Here is a 24,622-nt window from a genome sequence, read left to right as displayed (position 1 = left end):
CGTACCCGAGCTTACACGAACCCTCCATTGCGAATTTGATAAAAGCGGACTATACTGACAACAGTGCTATCCTTTTAAGGAGGGTTTATGTATTATTTAGCCGCTTTTGCATTATCGCTGACGGTCGCTTTGATTTTGATTCCCGTTTTGCGCAAATGGGCCGTGCAACTCGACTTTGTCGACAAGCCACGCCCGGATAACGAACGTAAACTACACCGGGAACCGATTCCGCTGATGGCGGGGATCGCCTTGTTCGCCGGATTTGCCGCCACTTACATATTATTTACGGATATGACGCCTACGGAGTCGGCTGCCGTGCTCGGCGGTTCGCTGTTGATCCTACTGATCGGTCTGGTCGATGATTGGTATAAGGTGAGCCGGCGCGAATTTCCTGCACTGCCCAAATTGATCGTACAATTACTTGCCGCGTTGCTCGTGTATTTGGCAGGCATCCGCTTCTCCGGCTTCTCCAATCCATTTACCGATAGTTATGTGGTGCTGCCGGAATGGCTTCAGCTGGTGCTGACACTGCTATGGATTTTCGGCGTTACCACAGTCATCAACTTTACGGACGGGTTGGACGGTCTTGCAGGCAGCTTGGCCACCATCTCCGCAGGTACGCTATTCGTCGTCGCGATTGCGCAGCAGCGCGGAGATTCCGCGATCATGGCGATCAGCCTGGTCGGCGTGGGTCTGGCTTATCTGAAATACAACAAGCCTCCCGCCAAGGTCTATATGGGAGACTCGGGAGCCACCTTCCTCGGATTTATTTTGGCGATTATCGCTCTGGACGGTGCTTTCAAGCAAGCTACGCTGCTCTCGCTGCTCGTCCCGATCCTGGCGCTTGGCGTGCCTATCTTCGATAACATCTTTGTGGTGTTAAAACGTCTGAAGAACGGCAAAAAAATCTATGAAGCCGATGCTTCACAGATCCACTACAGACTGCTCTCAACCGGCCTGAACCCCAAGCAGGTTCTGTTCGTCCTGTGCCTCGTTAGCGTGTGTCTGAGCTTGTCTTCGATCATTCTGGTACTGCTGCCCGTTTAAAAGACCCTGTATACGTATCGTGCAGACGATAGGCTCTAACCAAAAGCCCCGAACTCGATCCCAAGATCGAATTCGGGGCTTTCGTTACTTTCTATTCATCCGGTAATGCAGCAGCACCTGAGCGCCGACCGGGCCGGATTTGCGGTGTCCCCGATCTTCGAATCCGGCCTGCTCGTACACGCGTAACGCAGCTTCGTTATGCTGGTTGACCACCAGCACAATCTCGTTCATATCCGGGAAATAGTCGCTGACGAATTTGGGCAGCAAAGTCATCGCTTGCTTGGCGTAGCCGTTTCCCTGCTCCGGCAAATTCACCGACATCGAACGGACCAGCATGGCACGCGGCGATTCCGTAATGCTGCGTATCCGGTCCCCACGATGCAAAACAAAGAACCCGACCGGCTTTTTTTCCACGAGAATCACGATCGGATGACGATCCCGATCCTCACGGCACAACTGGATAGCCCTGACCGGCAATGCCGTATATTTCTCCTGTTCTTCGGACACATGATAGTCCTCGAACAGAGCCTTTTCATACTCCGGGCGGAAAAACTTCAACTCAACCTTTAATTCCGTTCCTTCAGGCGTACTGCTCATCCTGTGTTCCTCCTGTCTTCCCTCCCGGCACCACGGTTGCATGCGGCTCGGCAGGAAGTTGTGAAGATGACGTCTACCCTACTATTAAACGCGAATATTCCTTCTCTAATCGCGGACTATACCCGAATCGAAATCATTCAATAATCTGCTTGACTCGCCCAACCTGTCCGTCCTGTAAACGAACCTTGATCCCATGCGGGTGTGTCGCGGAATTGGTCAAAATATCTTTGACGACGCCTCTTGTCAGCGCCCCTGTCGACTGATCTTTTTTGAGTACGATATCAACGGTAATGCCGGGTCGAATCGCGGATCGATTATTTCCATTCATAAATGTCTCTCCTTATCTATGTGTAACCATTTCCTTAATCATAGCATACGCCAGTGCTTTGTCCCATTTCGAACGCAAAACGCCGCGGTTCGCTGAACAAGCGAGCTACGGCGTTTCTTTTAAAAAAACTTTTCTATTCGTTCAATGCAGCTTGCAAAGCCTTCAGATTGGCACGCATGATCGACAAATAATCTTCGCCGGCAGCAATCTCTTCATCAGTCAGTCCTTCAAGCGGGTTCAGCACAGCCGTTTTGGCTCCGATCTCCGATGCAATCGCCTCAGCGACTTTGGACGATACTAGCGTTTCGAAAAAGATGGTTTTTACGTCGTGTTCTTTGGCGAACTCGACGATCTCAGCCATCTCCTGCGCGGACGGCTCCTGCTCAGGGGACAATCCGGCAATCGGCACTTGAGTCAGCCCGTATTCGCGAGCCAAGTAACCGAAGGCCGTATGTTGCGTGACAAAGTCTGTCCGTTTCGTACCTGACAGTCCATCCTTGAACTCTGTATCCAGTTTTTCAAGCTCGGCAATATAGGCATCTGCGTTGCTTTTATATTGATCGGCATGAGCGGGGTCTTTTTCTACAAAAGCCGCCTCAATGCTGCGTACTTCCTCGATAGCCAGTGCAGGCGACAACCACACATGGGGATCTAATCCACCATGATCGTGACTGTGAGCATGTCCGGCTTCTTCTTCATGCTCGTGGTCATGGTCATGCTCTTCCGTGGCGGCTTCGTCATGCTCATGATCGTGCTCTTCTTCCTCGGAACCTTCCATAATATCGATTCCTTGGCTAGCTTCGACCGCTACCAAATCACCATTTGCCGAAGCATCCAGCACCTGGTCGACCCAGCTTTCCATACCGGCTCCGTTGTAAATCAACAGGTCTGCTTCCTCGATCTTGGCAATATCCTGAGGCGTCGGCTCCCAGTCATGCGGCTCTGTCCCGGCAGGTACGAGCAGCTCCACATCCGCCAGATCGCCGCCGACATGACGCGCGAACTCGTACATCGGATAAAAGCTTGTTTCGACCTTGAGCTTTTCAGCTTGGGTCGTCACCGCTTCCGTTGTGCTCGCCGCTTGCGTATTTGGATCTGTAGTTGAAGCAGGAGCAGTGGCGACCTCGGACGCGTTCGAGCCACAACCTCCCAAAATCAGCATCAAGCTGAGAAAAGAAGCGCCTATACCGACTTTGATTGGATCTCGTCTATTTTTCATATCGATTCGATTCCTTCCTTTCTTTTCGGACTCTTGTCGGGTTCATGATTTTTTCGCTTCCATAATAAACGGAGCTTTTGCAGCGCCATGCCAAGCAGCAGAAACAGAAGCAAAATAAGAGCAATCGTGCCGCCCGGAGGCGTATTGCCTACATAAGATACGGTGAGTCCGCTGAAGATCCCGGCCAGTCCGATCCCAACAGCCCCTATCACCGCCGATAAAAAGCCGCCTGCGATGCGTAAAGCCAAAGCAGCCGGTAAAACGAGCAACGCCGACACCAACAAAACGCCAACGACCGGCATCGCCGCGGCGACGGTCATCCCGGTAAGCACCGAAAAAGCAATCGACAAAGCTTTCACCGGAACGCCGCTAATCCCCGCCGTTTCTTCATCGAACGTCAAGGTATAAAGCGGACGCCGAAACACGATAAAAAAGATCAAGCCAAGCACGGTCGCGCCGCCGATCAGCCAAAGCTGAGTCGAACTAACCGCCACGATCGATCCGAACAAATACGAGCTAAAGCTTTGCGACAACGTCCGGCCAAAACTCATCAGGACGACAGCCGTCGCCAGACCGCCCGTCATCATAATCGCAACCGGAACCTCCGCATATGTACGGTAAAGCCCTCTCAATCGCTCGATCAACAGCGCAGCCGCTACCGCCGCAACAAACCCGCCAATCGACGGATTCACGCCGAGCAGCGACCCCGCTGCCACACCGGCCAACGACACATGCGACAGCGTATCCGCCATCAGCACCTGCCTGCGCAACATCAGATATACCCCCAACACCGGTGCAACCAAGCCAATCAGCGCGCCTGCCAAAAAGGCACGCTGCATAAATTCGTAAGCCAACATCTCGGTCACTCCATTTCCCAGCGGTCGCCGGACAAACCGGGTTGCAGCTCGCTTGGGATCATGTCCGGCGCAATCTGCGGATGCTCCGCTTCAAGCCGCTCCAACGTCACGACCCGGTCCAGATAACGCCCGGCTTCTTCCAAACCATGCGTCACCATCACTACGGTTACGCCGTGATGCCGAACCTGATGTCGCATCAAGCGATATAACTCGGTACGGCTGCGAACGTCCATCCCTGTCGTCGGTTCGTCGAGTATGAGCACATCCGGACATTGGACGAGCGCTCTCGCGATGCAGACCCGCTGCTTTTGCCCACCCGATAGTTCTCCGATCCGGCGGCGACGCAACTCCCACATGCCTACCTGCTCCAGACTATCCCGCACCAGGCGCTCTTCTTCCAAGCCGAAACGTCCGAATAATCCGACGCGTGAATGGCATCCCGAACGCACCAGTTCGATCACCCGACTCGGAAAACCACCATTGAACGACGCCGCATGCTGCGGAACATACCCGATCACCGGCTTACCACCGCCAAAGGCTTCTTTGTTCAATTCAACGGTGCCGCTCCACGGCTTAAGTAGACCAAGCAGCAGCTTCAGCACAGTCGTCTTGGCTGTTCCGTTAGGTCCGGTAATGCCGAGAAATTCGCCTTTATGCACATCCAGCGATACTTGATGCACGACAGGCTCGTCTGCATAGCCGAAAACGACGTCCCGCATGGAAGAAAGAATCACGTTGACCGCCCCTTACGTAATCATTACGATTTAAAAAAGTGAAAAAAATTTTGTTCGGCTTGGCCGAGTGTTATCTTAACGAGTTGGCCGATCTTAACGAGTTTCGCGGTGAATCGTAACCTTTTTCAAACGTGGGCAATATTTCTTCAGCTCCAGGCGCTCGGGATGGTTACGCTTATTCTTGGTTGTCGTATAGTTACGGTCTCCGCATTCGGTGCAAGCCAGCGTGATGATCACTCTCATGGTTGAAATCCTCCTGTATGGTAAAAAGATAGGGATGACCAAACGTGCCTCGCACGATGTTTCGACCCTTTAATAGTTATCGTAATTTTTACGAATAAAACAAAGTATAACGAAGCCATGAATTGATGTCAATCTACATAAAGATTTCTAATACTCTTCTGCGGTTCTACGTTAAATTTCTTTTACCAACTTGATTTCATTACGCCGGGGATTTGTCCTTTGTGCGCCAATTCGCGGAACGCGATACGGGAAACTTTGAATTTACGCAGGTAACCGCGGGGACGCCCCGTGATCTCGCAGCGGTTTTTCAAACGGGTTGGGGAGGAGTCGCGCGGCAATTTTTGCAAAGCGGCGTAGTCGCCTTTTGCTTTCAATTCACGACGCAGATCCGCATACTTGGCGACCATTTCCTGACGTTTTTGCTCGCGTACGACTTTCGACTTTTTAGCCATGTTGAATATCTCCTTTTCTTCTATCTCGATTTTTTTAAAAAGACGGGGTTACACGCTCACCGCTTCGGCGGTCGTCCAGGGCAAAGGGTTGGTAAAAGTAGCCCAGTCTGCCTGCATTTCATACTCGTCCAGCAGACAGGCATCCAGTTCGGCTTCCAGCTCTTCCCGCTCTATGCCGATTCCGATCAGCACGAATTCATTAATCCGATCGCCGACGTTAACGTCCCAACCTTCCGCAAGCTCGGGCTGATCCGCAAACAGTTCTTCGCGCTCCTGCTCCGGCAGCCCCGCGATCCAGCTTCCGGCCGGTCCGAATTGGATCGACGGCCCGGCCTGACTGAAGCTCGCCGCCCAATTTTCCTGCACGGCAATCCACATCAATCCTTTGGCGCGTACGACTTCCATCGGCCATTCGGCCAGCAGGTTCGCCAGACGTTCCGGATGGAAAGGCGTTCTGCGGCGGTACACGAACGAGCCGATCCCGTATTCTTCCGTCTCCGGCGTATGCTCTTCCTTCTGCAATTCGCGCAACCATCCCGGTGACAGGCTCGCTTGTTCGAAATCGAACAGCCCCGTATTCAAAATCTCGGACAATTCCACTTCGCCGCGCACCGTACGAATGATTTTCGCCGACGGTTGCAGCTTGCGCAGTACGCCTTCCAGACGACGCAGTTCGCTTTCCTCCACCAGATCGCATTTGTTCAAAAGCAGCACGTCGCACGTCTCCACCTGATCGATCAGCAAATCCGTCACGTCGCGCGTATCGTCTTCGCCGGTTGCTTGGCCTCGCGCCAGCAGACTTTCGCCGGATTCGAAATCGTGCCAGAATCGATACGCGTCCACCACCGTCACCATGCAGTCCAATCGCGCGAGCGATGTCAGATCCACACCCGTTTCTTCGTCCGCGTACGTAAACGTCTGCGCAATCGGCACCGGCTCGCTGATTCCCGTCGACTCGATCAAAATGTAATCGAAACGCCCTTCCGCCGCCAGCCGCTCCACCTCACGCAGCAGATCTTCGCGGAGCGTGCAGCAGATGCAGCCGTTGGACATCTCTACCAGCTTTTCTTCGGTGCGCGACAACCCCGCTTCGCCCGCAATCAGCCCCGCATCCACGTTGATCTCGCTCATATCGTTGACGATGACCGCCACTTTCAAGCCCTGACGGTTATGAAGAATATGGTTCAAAAGAGTCGTTTTCCCCGATCCCAGATACCCGCACAGGACGGTGACCGGAATCTTTTTTCCTTCCATATCTACCGCTCCTTTTTCAAATAGTAATAATTACGATTAACGAAGAGTACTATACTCCTTTTTCTCCAAAGCTGTCAACGCTTATAAAAAAAGAAACCCGATCGGTTTCGGGTTTCCTGGTTTGTCTCGAAAGTTACTTGGGCGCGGGAAGCGAGCAGACTGCGAGAGAAATTCGTTCAATTCGCTGTCTCACTTGGAAAACCGATTGAAATTTTGAGTGGAAGTTTTCCAAGTTCAAAGGCGTCTTGAACTGAATTTCTCTCTCCGTCTGCCCGCTTCCAGCTACGTTTGGCTTTTTCGACAAAAAAAGAAATCCGAACGAGATCGGATTTCTTTTTTAATCTTTTCCGCTTTTCTTTTTTCTTTCCCTTTAAACAAAACGACTTAGCGTTAGCGGAGGGAGAAATTCAGTGGAATACAGGATTTCGAAGAAAACCTGCATTAACATCCAAAGCCATGTTGACGCCTTTGAACTCGGAAAGATTCCACTAAAAATTCCAATCGAACTTTCCGGGTGAAACAGCGCCCCGAACGAGTTTTTCCCGTAGCGCCTGCTTGCTTCCCACGCTCAGTCGTATTTGTTTATTTTCTTTCCTTCACTTTGCCCAAGCAGATATTCGAAGTCGTTCTCCAACCGCTTGCGTTCGGCTTTTTTCGCTTCGGAGGCAAGGCGTTGTTCTTCGTCGCGGCGCTCTTGTTCGGTAGCTTTCAGTTCGTTGGCTTGCGCTTGCAGCTTGGCCAATACTTCCGGGTTCAACATATCTTTGAGCGTTGCTGGCTTGTCCGATGCGGCTGGACGAGCGGCAGGCTGTTTTTTCTTTGCGGCCATTTGGATTACCTCCCTATATCGTTGCAGTGCTTCTTTTTTATTATACGGCGACCACAATAGGAAAGGAACCCTGGCGAACAGGAAAAGACCTGTGCATAAACACGACGTTACCCACAGGTTATTCTACCTTTATACACAAGTTTATCCCCAAAAATCGACCTTTTATCCCCAGTCTGTTGAAATCTTTCACAATTTCTTCATGGTTTTGGATTTTTCTATCCACATTTTCCTCGCTATCCTATATCGTCCACCGATCGCTGATGATACCCGACAGCTTCCATTCGCCTTGTTTTTGCTCGAAAACAAAGCGCAGACTGCCCCAATCCATTCCTCCGACATTGCCAATTCCGCTTCGACCGCCTTTGACGTAAAATTCGACGAATTGGGCATTCGGGTAGACCTCTTTCAGATTGCTGATCGTATTCCCGCTGCGCACGATCCGGTTATATCCGACGCCATCGGGCGCGGTATACGGCAGATTGTTCAGAAACCGATCGTAATAACCGCGAAAATCGAGCCGGATCACTTCGCCGCTGCCGTCGTACAGTCCCCAGATATACGGCTTGCGATTATCCCAGCCTTCGCGAATCTGCTGCGGCGTCAGCACAAGGTCCGCGCCGACCCCGATATAAGCGTACGGAGAAAAACGAATACCGCTCGGCGCTGCCATATCGGCCAATGTCTCGAAATCCCGATCCTTGAGCGCCCGCAACGCCAAATTCGCTTCGCGAACGATTTCCTTTTTCAATGCCGCGGCTTCATTTGTACTCACCGATGAAGCCGCCTGTCCACGCGTTGCGGAACCCATCGCCGCCGCGACTTGAATCGGCATAACCGAACTCCCCATCAAACAAGCCGCCGCCATAACCGAACTGAAGATACCGATTCTCCGTTTTTTCCGTTTATCCATCTCGCTTCACTCCTTTATCGGGCTTCGGCCCGCATAGTCGTTCGCTTGGACTTCAAATCAGGCTTGGTCTCGTTCTTTTTGCGTACGGCGAATGGCTTCAATCTGTCGAATGCGTCCGTCTTCCATGATCTTGATCGTCCACTCCCAACCGTCTTCCTTTAGCGTATCGCCTTGCTTGAGATCGAACTTTTCCGACAATAGCCAGCCGCCGATCGTATATACTTCCTCCGAGTCGATATCCGTGCCCAGCTTGCGGTTCACGTCATGCAGCAGCGCGTTCGAACTGAGCAGGAAACGGTCTTCCCCGTCCGGTCGGATCAGCGGCGTCGGCGCGGTTCCGCCTGCCGGCGAAGAGCTGGACGGGATATCGCCTACGATTTCTTCGAGCAGATCCTCAAGCGTGACCAACCCCGACGTGCCGCCGTATTCGTCCATCAGTACCGCCATATGAATCCCTTCTTTTTGCATACGGCCGAGCAGGTCGCGCGCCCGCACGGTTTCGATGACCTGAATCACGGGACGGATATACGGGGCGATCGGCTGCGGCTCCGCGTTGCCTTTTCTCACGTAATCGCTTAGCACTTGCTTGACGTTGACCATGCCGACAATATGATCCTTATCGCCGTTTACCGAGACCGGCACAAGGCTGTACGTTTTGGGCTCGATCAGCGTCAGCAAGTCTTGGACGTCCGCGTTCTGCGAAATATGCCGAATCTCCGTGCGCGGCACCATAATCTCTTGCGCGTCGCGCTCGTCAAAATCGAACACATTGTTCAGGTAGCGGTATTCGGTCGGGGTGATTTCTCCGCTTTTGAAGCCTTCGGATAGCGCCAGTCGAAGTTCCGCTTCGCTTTGCGCCGCTTCTCCTTCGGTCAACGGCTTAAGCCCGAACAATCCAGTGATGACACGGGATGAACGGCTTAAAATCCAGTTGAACGGGTACGTAATCCGGTAAAAAACGATCAACGGACGTGCCAGTGCGAGCGCCAGCGGTTCGGCTACCTGGATCGCGACCGTTTTTGGCACCAGTTCCCCGATCAATACCTCGAAGAACGTCAGAATCAGGAAGGCCAACAGGAACGACAGGACACCCGTGATGGAGGTCGGAACATGCAGCCAGACAAACACGGGCGCCAGCAGTTCCTCGACCGTCGATTCGCCTAGCCAACCGAGCGCCAGCGAAGTGAGCGTCGTGCCGAGCTGACTGGCGGACAGGAACTCATCAAGCCGCGATAAAATTCGTTTAACCGCCTGCGCGTTTTTGTTGCCGTCTTCCGCCAGTTGATTGATCCGCGAGACGCGTACCCGGATAATCGAATATTCGGACGCGACGAAAAATGCAGTAAGCAAGATCAGCAAAATAACCAGAATTACATTTACGATTTCCATATTGACCCTCCGTTTCGGCGCGATACAGCTGCGCAAACGGAGAACACCCCCTTCACAACTTCGTCATCTTCGTGATACCTATATACCCATTTTTACACATGAGCAGGCGGCACAAAAAAAGAGTCATTCCATACGCCGCCATAACAGCCTGGAATGACTCTTTTTCTATACAAGTTGCTTCATCAGTAAATCATCCGCCGCGGTTTCCGATTGACCAGATACACGCCGCTTCCGATTAACACCAAACCCAATAGCAGGAAACGACTGAACGGTTCGTGCAGCGCCAGCGTACCCACAAGCACCGACAATAGCGGCACCATGAAAGTATAGGACGCAACCTGGCTCGCTTCGCCCGATTGGGTCAGCGTGATGTAGATAATCCAGGAGAGCGCGATACCTACAAAAATCCCGAACAACAGTCCGATCCAATACGCACCGTTCCATACGATATCGCTCCAGCTTTCCGTCATCGAACCGGACAGCGTCAGCAGGATACCGCCGAATGTACATTGGAAAGCGACCAACCAAAGCGAATCGACGTCAGCGGCGGACTTTTTGATAAACACGGTTCCGAGCGCCCAACTGAGTGCCGATCCCAATGCCAAAATAACGCCGATCGCGGCAATATGCCCCGAGAATCCGCCGACGCTGACTGCGATCACGCCGAGGAAGCCCAGTAGCAAACCGGCCGCTTTTGGCAGCGTCATACGTTCGTTCAGCCATAGCGCCGCGAACAGTCCTACCAGTACCGGCTGCAAATACACGAGTACCGTAAACAATCCCGACGGCATATACATCAGTCCAACCGTTTGCAGACCGTAGAATAACGCCACGTTCAGCAGCGCAGAGATCAGATAGACCTTCCAATTCTTTTTCCACTGGACGCGATCGCGCTTGGGCAGTAAAAAGATGACCAATAACAAACCCCCGATTAGCGTTCGCATTCCTGCGAAAAGCAGCGGCGGTGTATAGTCGAGGGCGACTTTGTAGATCGACCAGGACACGCCCCAGATGAGAACCAGCGTAATGATCAAAAGCATGCGCTGCGTTCCGGATAATTTTTTCATGATGATTGGCTCCTCTGCGGGGTTTGGATATAGAAAAATAAAGAAACACGCCGGTAGGCGCGCTTCTTTTTGCGGCTATGGGTAGACATCAAATAGTGGTTCAGCTCGGCTGTTTATTTTGATCCAGGCGCTGCAATCCGGTTTCCAAATTGTTCATCGCGAGCACCAGACGGTCGGCCAGCTCGTTGAGGTCTTTTTTACCCTCTCCCGGTTCGTCGGATACGGTCGCGATCGGGTCTCCGATTACAAGCCGGGTCTTCGTTCCGCGCAGCAGTCCCTTGAACGTGGTAGGGCCGGAGAACGCCGCGGGTACGACCGGAACTTTGGCCATTTTGGCGATCGTGACCGCGCCGCGTTTCAGCGGTGCGTCTTCCGATGAACGGGTGCCTGAAGGAAAAATCCCGATCGTTTTTCCCTGCTTGAGCAATTGAATCGGAATTTTCAGGCTGCTCGGTCCCGGATTTTCGCGATCGACCGGAAATGCGTTGATATCGCGTAGAAATTTATCGGCAATCTTTTTTCGGAACAATTCTTTTTTGGCCATAAAATGAACTTCGGTCGGCAGCAGCGAGCTTCCGAGCGCGATGACGTCGATCCAGCCCCTATGCGTGCAGGTGATCACGTAGCCGCCTTCCTTCGGCAGCTTGTCCGCTCCGATAACCTCGAACTTCCCGAATCCACGCAGTATAAGTCTGGCTAATTTGGCGAGGGGTTGATACAACACGTCGACTGCTCCTTCCGCTTTCCGTTTCTCGATAAATTTAGTATCTGGTCCTAAATTTAAGCAATAGTGCATTTCCTCGTGAAAAATGTGCGATACGCTGTTAGTGTACCATGCGCTTTCTCTTCTGAACAGCATCCGGCTTGAAAAAGCACAGAGCTTTCGCAACGATGATGGTAGCAAGGTGAGACGTAATGACCTATAATGACGGTAAGCCTATGCTTTTGCGTCAAATATTGCTCACTCAACGCAGAAGGATTCTATTCGTAAACGAAGGAGACCGGCGCATACCATGAACGATTTTATTCTTTTTAAATTGGCCGACAAAACGTACGGTATTCCGTTCCATGAGATCGATGAAATCCAGAACTCCAAGCCGGGTACATCGATTCCTTTCTCCTCCAACTGGCATGAAGGCGTGGTCAAGATCCGTGAAGAGATCTACACCATCCTCAACCTGCGCAAAAAGCTGAACGTCTCCCATGAAGATCAAAATGACACCGATAAGTTTATTCTGCTGCGTCGCGAGAAGGTTGCACTGCTGGTCGACTCTCTTGACGATACGGCTTCGGTGCCGGACTCTGCTTTGGCTGACAACGAAGAAGTCGCCAGCCGCCGCTTCCTGCCTTCCGTATTCGAACACGGGGATCGGTTGGTGCTGGTGCTCAATGTGGACACTCTGTTGGCTTCGACAACGGGTGGCGGAGCGTAAAGTCCCGTTTGTAAGCGGAAAATCCAAGATCAGACCTAACAAAAAGCCCCGATTCGCATCGGGGCTTTTTGTCGTTTCCGCGACTTCGGCGTGCTGGATAATTGCTGCGAATCAACTGGATGGATGGAGCGTCGCCGTAACAGGAGATCATATCGATTGCGGTTCATGCTGACTGACGGGTTGCGCAAGTAGAAAGTCTGATGAAATACGCCGCGGAAAACGAGAGCGCCAACTGATGTATAAAAAACTCAAGCGGGCGATGGGGCCGTTCCTGATGTCTGGTCTGTGACGCTCTCATCCAATGAAACGCAATCGGTTTAAAGTTGGATCACTTTTAAAAAAACTTTTTTGAAAAAACAAAAAAGCATCGCGATATATACATTTAGCTACGCCACAGCGCCGAAACTTGAGCAATCTGCTCCGGTGTCGTTCGGCAGCAGCCTCCGATCAAACGCGCTCCCGCTTCATGCCAAGCACGCGCCGACTGCGCAAAGTCACTACAACTACGAGACTCTCCGGCATGCCAGGTTTTTGTGGACGCCTCGTATGTTTCTCCGGAGTTCGGATAGATCAGCAGCGGTTTATCGGTATAGGCGGCAAGCTGCTTGATCGCTTCGGTCGCAAAAGAAGCCGGAGCACAGTTAACGCCGATCGCGGCAATCTCTTCATAGCCTTCTAACGCCCGTGCGCACTCTTTTAGCGAAGTCCCTTCGCTGATCCGGCCTCCGTCTTGCAAAGAGAAGGACATCCAGGCAAAAGCTTCCGGGAATTCATTTTTCAACAATTCAGCCAGTACCAAAGCCTCCTGTAAAGAAGGAATCGTCTCGCAAGCAAGGATATCGGCTCCGGCTTCAATCAATGCTTGTACGCGAGGACGATGGAAATCGGTTAGACGTTGATCGTCGACACCGTAATGGCCGATATATTCCGATCCGTCTGCCAGAAAAGCACCATACGGACCGACTGAACCTGCGACGATCGGCTTCGGGCGACCTTCGCGTTGGACTTCCGCCCACACCTGATCGCGCGCTTCTGCTGCCAGTTTTACGGTATTTCGAATCAATTCCAGCGCCTGTTCTTCTCCGATTTCTTTTGCGGCAAACCCTTCTACCGTCGCCTGGTAACTCGCCGTAATGGCACAGTCGGCTCCGGCGCGGAAATACTCCTCGTGTACGCGGCGAATTTTCTCCGGCTGTTCCAGCAGCACGCGCGCCGACCACAACGGATCATCCAGATCGCAGCCGTGCCGCTCCAGTTCCGTCGCCATCGCTCCGTCCAGAACCAGCACCGGATACTCCGCCAGTATGGCCGCAATCGGGTTTTCGGAACTTTTTATAGGGTTATTCATGCTTGTGCGTCTCCCTTCCCTGCCCGTCCCCGAGCGGTTACGTAATAAGCCATATAACACAAAGCGATAAACGGAATCCCGCAGTATAAAGCGATACGCTGCGTCGGATCGAACGCGATCCCGATGCAGGACAACAAACACAACAAGAACGAAGCGATCGGCACGAACGGATATCCCGGCGTGCGGAAGCTTAGATCGCGAACCGAGTTTCCGGCTTTGATGTAGGCACGACGGAACATCAGCTGCGATAAGCTAATACTCATCCATACAATGACGACGGCAAGCCCCGAGATCGACACCAACGCGATATAGACCGTTCCCGGTGCCACAATGCTCGACAACAAAGCCAATGCGCCGCCCGCCATGCTGAGCGTCAACGCGTTCATCGGCACGCCGCGCTTGTTGATGGCGGAAAGCGAGCGCGGAATCGTTCCTTTGTCCGCCAACGACCATAACATACGCGAAGACGCATAAAGACCGGAATTGGCCGCTGACAAGATCGCCGTTAAAATCACAAAGTTCATCACGTCTGCCGCATAAGGAATACCGACGCGGTCCAGCACGGCAACGAACGGGCTTTCCAATACCCCCGCATCATCCATAGGCAGCAACGCCGACAAAATCACGATCGTTCCGATAAAAAACAGCACCAAACGCAGCAGCGTCGTTTGGATCGCTTTCGGGATCGTGCGCGCCGGATCGACGGTTTCGCCGGCCGCGATGCCGATCAGCTCCGTGCCGGAAAAAGCAAAGTTTACCGCCAGCATCGTCAGAAGAATCGCACCGGCTCCGTTCGGGAACCAACCACCAACGGTCAAGTTCGAAAATAAAGGCGCCGTGGGATGTCCCTCCATCGGCACAATGCCGAATACGGCCGCCGCTCCGATCACGATAAACGCGACGATCGTCAGCACTTTAACCAACGAGAACCAAAACTCCGATTCCGCAAAAAAACGGACGCTGCTTGCATTTAAAAAGAAAATCAAAGCCGCGAACAGCGCGCTCCAAATCCAAACGTTGACATCCGGGAACCACCGCTGCATCAGCAGTCCGGCCGCCGTAAATTCGGAGCCGAGCGCTACGGTCCACGTCAGCCAGTACAACCAAGCGACCGTGTATCCGGTAGCCGGACCGATGTACTTGGCGGCGTAACTGTGAAAAGCTCCCGTTTCCGGCATCTGCACGGAAAGTTCGCCCAGGCACAGCATCACGAGATAAACGGCCACCGCTCCGACCAGATACGAAAGAATCGCGCCGACGGGTCCTGCCTGCTGAATCGTATAGCCCGAACTCAGAAACAATCCCGTACCGATCACGCCGCCGAGCGATAGCATCACGACGTGTCTGACCTGCATTTTACGCTGAAAATTACCGCTGTTCTCTTGCCCCATCCAACTTCCCCACTTCCGGTCCGCACGCAAAAAAGACGCCTTCGCATTCAAGACGCCTCGGAAACATATTCCTGCCGGGTCCCACGATTTTCAACCCAATATACCGGGACTGTCATCGGGTGTCAACGATTTTTTGTGTGTTCCTTCACCGCATTGAATCGGCAGTTTGGAGAAGTTTGTTTGAATCCGCTACATCATGACTTTAATCCGTAGCCAAAAAGAATCCTTAATCAGATCCTTGCAGGCCCGCAAGCGGAATCGGAATCGAAATTGGAGTCGTGCGGCTAACGTGTGATCAGGTCAGGACGTATGGTTGCCTCTGATTCGATCTGCTCCATGGATGCCCATGATCTGCCGGGTTCCAGTCTGAAATAGATCGTTTTGAACCGAATCATCTGGCTACAGTGCCAAAAAAGCAAGCCAAAGTTCCTCATTTCGACCGCTACACTATCTTCATTGACGATTTGGCAACGTAGCCGTCGTATATGCTGAGATTTCAGAAAAAATCGGCTTGTAGATTGCTTTTCTGTCAACGTAATCCAAGAAATAAACGCATTTGCCTGTCTACGTTGCACTTTCGGCAATGACGCTTATCTCGGCTCGGCTCAATTGGTCTGGTTGATTCCTTAGCGCCATCGCGTGCTGGGCTTTTTTGCGGAGATTGACTATGTTTATGTTTGACGTGGCTTACAGAGATTTTGCTTGGTTTCAATTCATGATTCCTCGCGGGGTGCGAACCTCCCGGGAATTTTATGGGAGCTTGAGGTTCGCACTTTTTCAACCCGTTATCCTGATAAACGCAGAAAAAGGACTCACCCCGTCGGGTCAGTCCTTTCCGCGCCGCATCATTTGCCGTCGACTTCGGCTATCCATTTCAGCCCTTCCGCCAAACGAAGCGAGAAATCGGCCGGATAATCGTGCCCCAGTTCGGCCACGGTTTTCAACCGAGCTTTCAGTCCACGCTCTTGCATCGCCTGGGTCAACGTTCTGGACGATTCCCGTCCTTCCTCGTCTTCGGCTCCCGCGATCCATAAACTGCGCGGCTTCCGGTCTTCCAATCGGTGCAACGCTTCCGCCCATTCGGCTGCATCGTCCAACCACGGCGATACGAAGATCAGGCCGTCCGCCGGAAACTCGTCGTGCAGTACGGCATTCAGTGCCACTTCGGCTCCGGTCGAAAAAGCGCCCAATACGATAAAAGCTTCATCTCCCGCCGCATCGCGCAGCGTTTCCAGATGCTCCCGCAGCTCGGCCGCACCCAGATCGATATCGTCCCAACCGTAAGCATCCGAAAAGCGTATCTGCGACGAACGGATCAAGCCGACGTTCCAGCCCGACTCCTGCGCGGACTTCCAAAACGCTTCGGTATCGCGTTCGTTTTCCTGATCGCCGTGCAGCACGAGCAAGATCGGACGCGCCGACGCCGTTGTCTCTCCTTGTCCGGTTTCCGTCGCGGCAGACGAATCTTCACGCGGCTCCAGCACCGTAAGCCCCGGAGCCGCCTGATTCAACGCCGCTTCCTCGCGCTTCCCGCACAGTTTCGCCAGCTCGGCAAAGCCTTCGCGTCCGCGCAGCGATTCCAGATCCTCGTCCTCCAGCAGATACTCGGCCGGATACCAAAACCCTCGTTCCGTTACCGCTTCGTTCAGCAGCGCAAAAGCCTCGTCCGTTCGTCCCGACGCAGCCGCAAGCGCGTAAAGCAGATTCATCTGCCGTGCATCCGCCCGGTCGCCATGCTCTTGCACAAAGCCGAAAGCCTGCTCTACGCCCAATTGCTCCCGCCGCTCCAACGCTTCGTTGAACAGGCGGGTTGCCGTCATGTTTGTCATATCGGACTCCTACTTGGTCAGGATGATCGGCGCGCCTTTGGTAATAATCATCGTGTGTTCATATTGGGCAACCAGACTGCCGTCGTCCGCTCGCAGGGTCCAACCGTCGTGCTCGTCTTCCACCACTTCGCGCGCGTTGGTGGACACGAATGGTTCGAACGCGATCACGGAACCTTCTTTCCAAAGGTCGGTATCGGTCGGATCGTAGTAGCTCAAAATGTATTCCGGCTCGTCATGCAGCGCCGTGCCGATCCCGTGTCCGGTCAGCGTTTCGATGATATTGAACCCGTGACGGCGCGCGACGTTGTAAGCCGCTTTGCCCGCATTGTTGCGCTTCGATCCGGCTTTGATCTTGGCTGCGCCCGCTTCGAAAGCTTCGACAGCCGCTTCGCATAGCTCGACCAGACGCGGATCGCCTTTTCCGACCACGAACGATACGCCCGTATCCGCAAAATAACCGTCGCAGGAAGCGGACACGTCCACGTTCACCAGATCGCCTTCCTGAATGACGCGTTCGCTCGGAATGCCGTGCGCCACTTCTTCGTTCACGCTGATGCAGGTATAGCCGGGGAAGTCGTAAGTCGACTTGGGAGCGGATACCGCGCCGTGTTCTTTGAAAAGCTCAGCCGCGCGCAGATCCAGATCGAGCGTGCGTACGCCCGGTTTCGCCATTTCTTTCAAATCATCGCGGATCAAAGCCACGATTCGTCCGATTTTTTTCAAGCCTTCGATTTCTTGTTCTGTTTTTGCTATCATGCTTGTTCTCCTTTTTCCGGTTAAATAGTAAGCTTCAAAGCTTCCCGATAATTGTTCTCCGATAACACCCGTATGCCATGTCGGCGCAGCAGCGCTGAAGTCACGCCGTGTCCGGCCATTTTAATGCCTGCAAAGTCCCCGTTGTAAATCGCCAAACTCCCGCAAGACGGACTGTTTTCTTTCAAAATGACCGTGTCTGCCCCGATTTCGCGCGCTTTATCGAGTGTCAGCCGGGCACCTCGCAGATACAACTCCGTCACGTCGGCGCCGGAGCGCTCGATCACCTTCGCCAAGCCGTCCAGCACACCGTCTCCGTCGCCGCCGACGATCTCGGCAGGCTCGCGCGGCGTGAGAAATCCGCCCATCAGCTCCGGACAAACGGCGACCGCTTGCCCTTTTTCCAACAGCCTGCGAACATCGTCTTCCAGGCTGTCCGTGCCGTTATAGCGGACCGCAAATCCCGCCAGGCAGGAACTGACCAATATCATAGGTTCCCCTCCTTGCCGTTATCCGCTATTATACCACTGCACGCTGCATCTTTTCTTCCCCAGTCGCAAAAAAGACTTCGGGAAAGATCCCCAAAGTCTGCTTTTTACCATCCCAGCGTCTTCCGCAGTTCTTCCGTGAGCCGGTTCGCCATCTTCACGTTGCCTTGCGCGGAAGGATGCAGCTTATCGGTATAGTCGCCGTCAAGCTCCGACAGCCAGCCGTCCGTCGCGATCATATGCAGCTTCGTGTCGCCTTCCGACTGCCGAATCTCGCCCGCTTCGCGGCTTTCCTCGTTCATGTATCCGTTCAAAGGCAGCAACACCACCAATTCCGTATCCGGGTAAGCCTGCCGAAGTCGCTCCAGAAAACGCACATAAGCATCCCGGAACGTCTTCCCGTCGATGTCCGCCCGTGCATCATTGGTCCCCAGGTTGATCACGACGGCATCCGGCGCTTCTTTGTTCGTTTCCCACTCCGGCGAGTCCGCGTAGTCCAGCGGCTGCAACTTGAAATACTGCTCGCTCATCCCCGATGGCGGCAGCCCGTTGCAGGATACGCCGTCCACGAGACAGATTCCGGTGTAGGCAATCTGCGTATGATCGGCGTTCAACTGCTCGCCGGTCAGCCAGGCATACGATTCGATCGACACGTTCGGCGTTTTGTAGCCCACCGTGATCGAATCACCGACAAACTCGATCCGGCGCTTACGTTCCGGCGGAGGAATCGTTTGGGCGCCTTCGTCCAGCAGCAATCCTTTGAACACGGCGACGTCCCGGATATTTCGCGTCACCACGGTCAGCGTATGCTCGCCGGACGCCAACCGTTCGGGAGTCAGATTGACGATGCCCGAAGCATTTTTATATAAATGAAAAGGCCCACCGTCCACGGATGCGTACAGATCGGAACCGGCGGGCGGTGCGGCGTAACCCAATCTCAATCGCACGCTGCTTCCGGTAAAAGCCGTCGTGAACGACGTTCCCGCCCAGTATCCCCGATACGTATCCGGCGCGGAAGTGTCCCATCTGCCGACGTAACGGATATGGGGATCGTCCGGCCCGACCGCTGCCATATCCGCATTCACGCGATGGATCGAAGGCGCAGCAAGAAAGACCGTCGCGCTTAACAACAGAAAGACCAACAACAGACGGGCACGCGGAAAAGATGCCTGAAGATCGGAGGATGTGCGGATGTTCAATCGGTTCGCTCCTTTTTTTTAAAAGAAAGATCGCCTTGATTATATCGTCTTTCGATCCGGAATCCAGCAGGCATTTTCAAAAAAACTCGCATGTCAACGTCGGTCATCCGCTCAATCGGGCGTAGCTGTCCATCCCCCAGATCTGCTCCGGCGTTCCTGCCGCGATCAACCGCCCTTTTTCCATACATAAAATCTCGTCGAATTGCTCCAAATAACGTCGATCAATCTTGTGCGTGACCATAATAATCGTTTTGTTCTCCAGCGACATGAGCAGCTTTTGCACCTGTTCCGTCATTCGGGCGTCCATCGCGGCAAATGGCTCGTCCAGCACGCAGATACACGGATCAGCCAACATTAGACGAAGCGCAGCCAACATTTGCTTTTCGCCGCCGCTCATAGCTTGGGCATCGGTGCGGCTCCGCAAACTTTCCAGCATACCGGATTGCAATCGCCCCGACACTTTGTCCAGACCTCCTATCGGATACGAGCGAAATACGGATACGTTATTCAAAAAGTCGTCCGCGAATATCGGCTCGTGCTGATGGATGCAGCAGACGATACGGGATAAGTCCAGCTTTTCGATATCCTCTCCGTCGATAACGATTCTCCCCGCGCTTTGCGGCACGTATTTCATCAAGGCGTTCAACACGGTAGATTTGCCCGAGCCGCTGGGTCCGATCAATGCGTATTTCTTCCCTTTTTCAAATCGATAGGTAAAAGGCTCCAATCTAAAATCGCCCAAAGCGACACGGGTCTGTTGAAATTCGATCGCCTGCTCAAACGACGTTTTACACGGCAGTGGCGATTCAGATTCTTCCAGCAACGCGAGCAGATTTTTTTTCGCTTCTTTGGAAGCATTAAGACTGTTGATATCGTTCAGAATATACTTGATCGGATATATGAAGCTTTCGATATAACCGAACGTCGCAATCCCGGTTCCCACCGTAATCTGTCCCCGATAATACAGATAACCGACCGCGAAAAAAGCCGACAGACTCACAATATCCATCACAAAGCTGTTGGTCACGTTCGCCAGTGTTTTGAAACGTCCGAAGCGATAGTGTTTCTGCTCGGTATCCGCCAGTATTGCCGCATGTTGATCCCCGATCGCTCCGCGCGTGACGTAATCGATGCGTTTGAATCCGTCCAGCAAATCCTTTACCTTATCCGTATAACGTCCCAGCTGCTCCTGGTAAGCCAACCGCAGACGCGCCAGACGCCCTGCCATCAGTTTGGGAATGAATACGGAAACCAGCGACGCTGCTACAATCACCCCCGCAATCCGAACATCGATAAAAACAAACAGGAAAAACCCGTAAACAACCAGCATATTGATGGATTTTAAAATATCGATGATCGCGTCCACGTACTGCGTTTCCAGCATCTCTACGTCGTTGCTTAGCATCGATAAATATTCGCCCACGCTTTTTCCGGCAAAACGACGATATGGATAGCGGGCTACGGCGCGAAAAAAGTCGTTTTTGATCCGCAGATTAAACCCTTTGGCTGTCTTCCATTCATATACCTGCGAAATATACTGCGTCACCGCGCTCCCTGCAATGCAGCCGATATATAAAAATGCCAGCCCCAATAGCGCATGCGTGCCACTCCCAAACCCTTGGTCAAACAGCATTTTTTGAAGGTATGGAATACAAGCGATCGTTAAAGCATACAAACCTGAAAAAAGAACTTGCACAAAAATGACACCTTTTAACGCTTTAAGATACCGCCACATTCTATCCCCCGCCCTTTCCCGCCTTCATTCCCCTACGAAAATCAACACTCAATTTTATCATCCTGTTCAAAAAATTGGATATGAATAATTTCACCCGAACCCTAAATCTCTCCGTGAAAAATCTCTCCATAAAAAACGGCCCGCCGATTGCCGGCAGGCCGATCCAAATATTACGCATTCAAAGGCTCATAGTCGAACCAATCGAAAAAGGCGGACGTTGCTTGTGCCGTCTCTCCACCGGATACGGCGTACATCGCGGCGATCACGCCCGTGAAGCCGCCCGCGATCTCGGTCGACAGAAAATGCGTTTCGCCCCAACCGACCTCGATCTCCGAGCCGTTTGCTTCGCGGAAGAAAAAGACAAAGCGCTGACTTTCCGCATGCACGCGCAACTCGACTGGCCCGAATCCGCAGTCGAAAACCTGCTCCGTTCGCAGCGATCCCACCGTACGACGCAAGATCACTGCTTTACGGCCTTCGCGTTGCGTTACGGCCAGATCGTAGTGATACTTGCCGTTCATGAACAGCGTCATTCCGGCCTCCTCTGATTCGCTAGCAGGCTCGAAATCAAGCTGCGCCGCCAAACGGCAATCGAAATGCGATAATCGGCGTCCGACAAATGCCAGCGGACCGATCTCGTCCAGCGTCACCTCACCGCCTCTTAGCGCCAGATGACCGGGACGTTCCTCCAGTGACCAGCTTCCTGGCGCGGGATTGCGCAGGAAGATCCACTCCGGATCAAGCTCCGCTGCGATGAAATCATCGCGTACCGGCAGAGACGGCCACGGATGCGGCGCCAGCGCCGGAGCGTCCATCCGCTCACATACGCGTCCGTTTTCGCCGATGATCGGCCAACCGTCTTCGGTCCAGGTTACCGGAGCCAGGAAAGTCTCGCGCCCCAAGTGATGCCGCTTCGGATAAACAGGCGGACGGATGCCCAGAAATACCGCCCACCAGTCGCCGGCGGGGGTTTGCACCAGATCGGCATGACCCGCGCCTTGAATCGAAGACGGCAAACTTCGCTGCGTCAGGATGGGATTGTGCGGGCACGCTTCGAACGGCCCGTACGGCGTGTGGCTTCTTGCGACCGTCTCCATATGACCGTACTCGGTTCCGCCTTCGGCGATCATCAGATAGTACGATCCGTTTACCTTGTAGAGATGCGGCGCTTCCGGGCTTGCCCCGCCGGTTCCCGGCCAGATCAGTCGAGTCTCGGCCAGCTTTTCTCCGGTGTCGATATCGATCTCGCACTGATAGATGCCTTCGCCCTGCGGACCGTTCTGCGCCGTTTGGAAGTACACGGTGCCGTCGTCATCGAACAGCAACGACGGATCGATCCCGCCCTGATCGACCGCGATCGGTTCCGACCACGGGCCTTCGGCACGCTGACTGCGCACATAGAAATTGCCGATGCCGCTAACGTTGGTCGTCGTCATATAGAACCAGCCGCCATGATGGCGAAGCGTCGGCGCGTAGATCCCCCCGGAGCTGCCTGCGGTATGCAGCGGAAGCTGCGTCTCGGTCGTCAAACAATGTCCGATCCGGCGCCAGTTCACCAGATCCCGGCTGTGGAACACCGGAACGCCGGGGAAATATTCAAAGGTACTCGTCACCAAATAATAATCGTCGCCTACCCGGCAGATACTGGGATCGGGGTGAAAGCCGGGAATAACCGGATTTGCGTATTCCATGAATCAAACACTCCTGTCAGTCGTTCCAGAGCTTCACGAGATCCTGAACGTATTGGGTAAATCCTTGTTCCATTTCTTCGACGCCGTTATCCAGCAATTCCTGCTGGTAAGCGTCCCATAAGCGATCGAAATCAGCCGGATCGGAAACGACGATTTCCGGGATGCGTTTCCACGTAATGTCTTTGACGCGGCTTGACAGAAGCGTGACTTTGTCGCTGCTCGGAACGGCGATGTTCCAGGCTGCGCCCCACGGCTTGACCGGGAACTCGTCTTCGTTCGGGAACAGGTCCATCCATGTCGTCGCATCGTACGCCGCAAGCGTTTCTTTGTCCGCTTCCGTGTAGTTGGCCGCGATCATATCCGGAGAATTTTTCGTGTAGTAGTTGCCTGTGGAGTCCTCGACTCCGTCGCCGTAGCGCGCGCTCATCAGCGAGTAGAAACCGATACCGGATTCCCGGCTGAAGGCCGCGCTGTCGTTCGTGATACGATCCTGCACGTCGGCAGGCACGACCCTTTTTCCGTCCTCGACGTTGTAGTGCTCGCCTTCGATGCCCCAGTTGTTCATGATCTGTGCCTCTTCGGAAGCCAGGTAGTCAAGGAACTTAATGGCACGTACCGGATCTTTGGCCGACGTTGTGATCCCTACGCCCCAACCGGACATAAAGCCTGTCGACTGCATACGGTTATCCTTGTATTCATCGGACAGCGTGACTGAATAATGGCCGTACGTATCTTCGTATTTGCCTGCGCTTTTCAAGGAGTTCTCTGCTTCGGAGTAGCCCCAATCCGCGTCGATCATCCCGATCACGCGACCGGAAGCGATCTTGGCGAGGTACTGGTCGTTTTTCTGCACGAACGTATCTTTGTCCAGCAGACCGATATCATACATATGGTTCAGCCATTTAAAATATTCCTTCTCGCCTTCCGTACGGAAGTGATACGTGGCTTCATACGTCTCGGGATCGATATCGTATTCGCCGTCGCCGGATTTGCCTGTCACTTCCGCTGCCGGGTTGGTGACGGTAATCGACATATGCCAATCATCCGCGTTCAGCGTCATGCCGATATTCGGATTGCCGTCCGCGTCTGTCGGATTTTTATCGATATACGATTGGATAACGTCCTCGTAATCCTGAAGCGTTTTGATTTCCGGGTATCCGGCTTCTTTCACGGCTTTGTGCTGAAGCTCGAAACCGCCGCCTGCCACGAGATTTTTGGTTCCTACCGCCGAATATGTCGGGATGACGTAGATCGACTGATCCTCGTTGCTGTAACGCAAACGTTTAATTTGGTCACCGTATACTTTTTTAATATTCGGGGCGTACTTGTCGATCAATTCGGTTAAGTCCAGCATCGCGCCGGCTTCGACGAATTTGTCCACGTCGCCTTTGGCACTGAGCAGCTCCGGATATTCGCCGCTCGCCACGATCAGGGACAGCTTTTGCGACGGATCGGCCACTGCGAACTCTGCGTTCAGCGTGACGCCTGTCGCTTGCGTAATTTTTTTGCCCACCGCATCTTGCATATTGTTCCAGTTCGAGTTCGGATCAGCGCTAAAAAAGCTAAAGCTGATCGGTGACGTCTCGTCGCCTTCGGTAACCGGAGCTGCGTTATCCTCGCTCGAACCGCCACAGCCAGCAAGCAGTCCCATCGTCAGGGCCGCTGTTGCACTTATCGCCACAAACTTGCGTGTATTCATCCCTGTTTCCCCCTATGTCTATGATTGGATCGAAGCTACGCTGGTTCAAGTCCACTTATGCCCACTTTGAATACGCTTGCATTTTTCTTGGTGAGATTAGGACTTCCTGCCGTCTTCCCTTCGAATTTTA

The 24,622-nt window shown here is 53.4% G+C and carries 24 protein-coding genes; 2 read left to right on the top strand and 22 right to left on the bottom strand.

Annotation, left to right across the window (positions count from 1 at the left end; genetic code table 11):
• The first annotated feature begins 87 nt into the window (after nt 1–87).
• Nucleotides 88–1,047, top strand: a complete 960-nt coding sequence (locus WKI47_RS19070) for an MraY family glycosyltransferase (protein WP_340228760.1) — start codon at nt 88–90, stop codon at nt 1,045–1,047.
• Nucleotides 1,048–1,131: 84 nt separating this feature from the next.
• On the opposite strand, the gene WKI47_RS19065 is transcribed toward WKI47_RS19070, so the two are convergent.
• The 13 genes from WKI47_RS19065 to WKI47_RS19005 form a co-directional block, all read right to left on the bottom strand.
• Entirely contained in the window at nt 1,132–1,644 is a 513-nt protein-coding gene (locus tag WKI47_RS19065; protein ID WP_340228759.1) for a GNAT family N-acetyltransferase, read from the bottom strand.
• A gap of 133 nt (nt 1,645–1,777) precedes the next feature.
• Entirely contained in the window at nt 1,778–1,972 is a 195-nt protein-coding gene (locus WKI47_RS19060) for a YwbE family protein (RefSeq protein ID WP_340228758.1), read from the bottom strand.
• A 133-nt stretch (nt 1,973–2,105) separates the two neighbouring features.
• A complete protein-coding gene (locus tag WKI47_RS19055; protein ID WP_340228757.1) occupies nt 2,106–3,191 on the bottom strand; it encodes a metal ABC transporter substrate-binding protein in 1,086 nt (361 codons plus the stop codon).
• A complete protein-coding gene (locus WKI47_RS19050) occupies nt 3,188–4,048 on the bottom strand; it encodes a metal ABC transporter permease (RefSeq protein ID WP_340228756.1) in 861 nt (286 codons plus the stop codon). The genes WKI47_RS19055 and WKI47_RS19050 overlap by 4 nt, the downstream gene beginning before the upstream one ends.
• 5 nt (nt 4,049–4,053) lie before the next feature.
• Nucleotides 4,054–4,782, bottom strand: a complete 729-nt coding sequence (locus WKI47_RS19045; protein WP_340228755.1) for a metal ABC transporter ATP-binding protein — start codon at nt 4,780–4,782, stop codon at nt 4,054–4,056.
• A gap of 93 nt (nt 4,783–4,875) precedes the next feature.
• Nucleotides 4,876–5,025 carry a 50S ribosomal protein L33 gene (gene rpmG, locus WKI47_RS19040; protein ID WP_340228754.1) on the bottom strand — a complete coding sequence of 50 codons (150 nt, stop codon included), beginning with the start codon at nt 5,023–5,025 and terminating at the stop codon, nt 4,876–4,878.
• 182 nt (nt 5,026–5,207) lie between these two features.
• A complete protein-coding gene (rpsN, locus tag WKI47_RS19035; protein WP_340228753.1) occupies nt 5,208–5,477 on the bottom strand; it encodes a 30S ribosomal protein S14 in 270 nt (89 codons plus the stop codon).
• A 48-nt stretch (nt 5,478–5,525) separates the two neighbouring features.
• On the bottom strand, nt 5,526–6,731 hold the full coding sequence (locus tag WKI47_RS19030; RefSeq protein WP_340228752.1) for a GTP-binding protein: 1,206 nt from the start codon (nt 6,729–6,731) through the stop codon (nt 5,526–5,528).
• A gap of 568 nt (nt 6,732–7,299) precedes the next feature.
• On the bottom strand, nt 7,300–7,560 hold the full coding sequence (locus tag WKI47_RS19025) for a YqkE family protein (protein ID WP_340228751.1): 261 nt from the start codon (nt 7,558–7,560) through the stop codon (nt 7,300–7,302).
• Between the two features lie 238 nt (nt 7,561–7,798).
• Nucleotides 7,799–8,470, bottom strand: a complete 672-nt coding sequence (locus WKI47_RS19020; RefSeq protein ID WP_340228750.1) for a hypothetical protein — start codon at nt 8,468–8,470, stop codon at nt 7,799–7,801.
• Between the two features lie 57 nt (nt 8,471–8,527).
• Complete coding sequence (locus WKI47_RS19015; RefSeq protein WP_340228749.1) at nt 8,528–9,859, bottom strand: hemolysin family protein; 1,332 nt, start codon at nt 9,857–9,859, stop codon at nt 8,528–8,530.
• 182 nt (nt 9,860–10,041) lie between these two features.
• Nucleotides 10,042–10,926, bottom strand: a complete 885-nt coding sequence (locus tag WKI47_RS19010; RefSeq protein WP_340228748.1) for a DMT family transporter — start codon at nt 10,924–10,926, stop codon at nt 10,042–10,044.
• 100 nt (nt 10,927–11,026) lie between these two features.
• Nucleotides 11,027–11,647 (bottom strand): lysophospholipid acyltransferase family protein, encoded by a 621-nt coding sequence (locus tag WKI47_RS19005; RefSeq protein ID WP_425355490.1) that lies wholly within the window; start codon nt 11,645–11,647, stop codon nt 11,027–11,029.
• A gap of 292 nt (nt 11,648–11,939) precedes the next feature.
• On the opposite strand from WKI47_RS19005, the gene WKI47_RS19000 reads away from it, so the two are divergent.
• The gene (locus WKI47_RS19000) at nt 11,940–12,359 is read left to right on the top strand and encodes a chemotaxis protein CheW (RefSeq protein ID WP_340228747.1); all 420 of its coding nucleotides are present in this window, start codon (nt 11,940–11,942) and stop codon (nt 12,357–12,359) included.
• A 382-nt stretch (nt 12,360–12,741) separates the two neighbouring features.
• Here the strand turns inward: WKI47_RS19000 and mmuM are convergent, their stop codons facing one another.
• From mmuM to WKI47_RS18955, 9 genes are all read right to left on the bottom strand, one after another.
• The gene (gene mmuM / locus WKI47_RS18995; protein WP_425355489.1) at nt 12,742–13,695 is read right to left on the bottom strand and encodes a homocysteine S-methyltransferase; all 954 of its coding nucleotides are present in this window, start codon (nt 13,693–13,695) and stop codon (nt 12,742–12,744) included.
• 8 nt (nt 13,696–13,703) lie between these two features.
• Complete coding sequence (gene mmuP / locus WKI47_RS18990) at nt 13,704–15,098, bottom strand: S-methylmethionine permease (protein WP_340228745.1); 1,395 nt, start codon at nt 15,096–15,098, stop codon at nt 13,704–13,706.
• Between the two features lie 845 nt (nt 15,099–15,943).
• Entirely contained in the window at nt 15,944–16,927 is a 984-nt protein-coding gene (locus WKI47_RS18985; RefSeq protein ID WP_340228744.1) for a hypothetical protein, read from the bottom strand.
• Between the two features lie 9 nt (nt 16,928–16,936).
• A complete protein-coding gene (gene map, locus WKI47_RS18980) occupies nt 16,937–17,683 on the bottom strand; it encodes a type I methionyl aminopeptidase (protein WP_340228743.1) in 747 nt (248 codons plus the stop codon).
• Nucleotides 17,684–17,703: 20 nt separating this feature from the next.
• Nucleotides 17,704–18,171, bottom strand: coding sequence for a DUF523 domain-containing protein (locus WKI47_RS18975; protein ID WP_340228742.1), 468 nt, complete (start codon nt 18,169–18,171; stop codon nt 17,704–17,706).
• A 104-nt stretch (nt 18,172–18,275) separates the two neighbouring features.
• Nucleotides 18,276–19,367 (bottom strand): SGNH/GDSL hydrolase family protein, encoded by a 1,092-nt coding sequence (locus tag WKI47_RS18970; protein ID WP_340228741.1) that lies wholly within the window; start codon nt 19,365–19,367, stop codon nt 18,276–18,278.
• A 103-nt stretch (nt 19,368–19,470) separates the two neighbouring features.
• Complete coding sequence (locus tag WKI47_RS18965) at nt 19,471–21,102, bottom strand: ABC transporter ATP-binding protein (RefSeq protein WP_340228740.1); 1,632 nt, start codon at nt 21,100–21,102, stop codon at nt 19,471–19,473.
• 170 nt (nt 21,103–21,272) lie between these two features.
• Nucleotides 21,273–22,793 carry a glycoside hydrolase family 43 protein gene (locus WKI47_RS18960; RefSeq protein WP_340228739.1) on the bottom strand — a complete coding sequence of 507 codons (1,521 nt, stop codon included), beginning with the start codon at nt 22,791–22,793 and terminating at the stop codon, nt 21,273–21,275.
• 16 nt (nt 22,794–22,809) lie between these two features.
• The gene (locus WKI47_RS18955; protein WP_340228738.1) at nt 22,810–24,492 is read right to left on the bottom strand and encodes an ABC transporter substrate-binding protein; all 1,683 of its coding nucleotides are present in this window, start codon (nt 24,490–24,492) and stop codon (nt 22,810–22,812) included.
• Between the last annotated feature and the right edge of the window lie 130 nt (nt 24,493–24,622).

Source organism: Saccharibacillus sacchari (assembly GCF_037722395.1).
Taxonomy (GTDB): domain Bacteria; phylum Bacillota; class Bacilli; order Paenibacillales; family Paenibacillaceae; genus Saccharibacillus; species Saccharibacillus sacchari_A.
The sequence above is the reverse complement of the archived record's forward strand: the minus strand, read 5'-3'. Positions and strand labels throughout refer to the sequence as shown.

Bases quoted from the DNA above. Each gene is read 5' to 3' on its own strand.
- mmuP (WP_340228745.1), bottom strand. From the start codon at position 15,098: ATGGGGCAAGAGAACAGCGGTAATTTTCAGCGTAAAATGCAGGTCAGA.
- WKI47_RS19000 (WP_340228747.1), top strand. From the start codon at position 11,940: ATGAACGATTTTATTCTTTTTAAATTGGCCGACAAAACGTACGGTATT.
- WKI47_RS19065 (WP_340228759.1), bottom strand. From the start codon at position 1,644: ATGAGCAGTACGCCTGAAGGAACGGAATTAAAGGTTGAGTTGAAGTTT.
- WKI47_RS19010 (WP_340228748.1), bottom strand. From the start codon at position 10,926: ATGAAAAAATTATCCGGAACGCAGCGCATGCTTTTGATCATTACGCTG.
- rpsN (WP_340228753.1), bottom strand. From the start codon at position 5,477: ATGGCTAAAAAGTCGAAAGTCGTACGCGAGCAAAAACGTCAGGAAATG.
- WKI47_RS19030 (WP_340228752.1), bottom strand. From the start codon at position 6,731: ATGGAAGGAAAAAAGATTCCGGTCACCGTCCTGTGCGGGTATCTGGGA.
- WKI47_RS19025 (WP_340228751.1), bottom strand. From the start codon at position 7,560: ATGGCCGCAAAGAAAAAACAGCCTGCCGCTCGTCCAGCCGCATCGGAC.
- rpmG (WP_340228754.1), bottom strand. From the start codon at position 5,025: ATGAGAGTGATCATCACGCTGGCTTGCACCGAATGCGGAGACCGTAAC.
- WKI47_RS18975 (WP_340228742.1), bottom strand. From the start codon at position 18,171: ATGATATTGGTCAGTTCCTGCCTGGCGGGATTTGCGGTCCGCTATAAC.
- WKI47_RS19070 (WP_340228760.1), top strand. From the start codon at position 88: ATGTATTATTTAGCCGCTTTTGCATTATCGCTGACGGTCGCTTTGATT.
- WKI47_RS19055 (WP_340228757.1), bottom strand. From the start codon at position 3,191: ATGAAAAATAGACGAGATCCAATCAAAGTCGGTATAGGCGCTTCTTTT.
- WKI47_RS19015 (WP_340228749.1), bottom strand. From the start codon at position 9,859: ATGGAAATCGTAAATGTAATTCTGGTTATTTTGCTGATCTTGCTTACT.
- WKI47_RS18955 (WP_340228738.1), bottom strand. From the start codon at position 24,492: ATGAATACACGCAAGTTTGTGGCGATAAGTGCAACAGCGGCCCTGACG.
- WKI47_RS19020 (WP_340228750.1), bottom strand. From the start codon at position 8,470: ATGGATAAACGGAAAAAACGGAGAATCGGTATCTTCAGTTCGGTTATG.
- WKI47_RS18985 (WP_340228744.1), bottom strand. From the start codon at position 16,927: ATGACAAACATGACGGCAACCCGCCTGTTCAACGAAGCGTTGGAGCGG.
- WKI47_RS18965 (WP_340228740.1), bottom strand. From the start codon at position 21,102: ATGTGGCGGTATCTTAAAGCGTTAAAAGGTGTCATTTTTGTGCAAGTT.
- WKI47_RS19050 (WP_340228756.1), bottom strand. From the start codon at position 4,048: ATGTTGGCTTACGAATTTATGCAGCGTGCCTTTTTGGCAGGCGCGCTG.
- WKI47_RS18960 (WP_340228739.1), bottom strand. From the start codon at position 22,793: ATGGAATACGCAAATCCGGTTATTCCCGGCTTTCACCCCGATCCCAGT.
- map (WP_340228743.1), bottom strand. From the start codon at position 17,683: ATGATAGCAAAAACAGAACAAGAAATCGAAGGCTTGAAAAAAATCGGA.
- WKI47_RS19060 (WP_340228758.1), bottom strand. From the start codon at position 1,972: ATGAATGGAAATAATCGATCCGCGATTCGACCCGGCATTACCGTTGAT.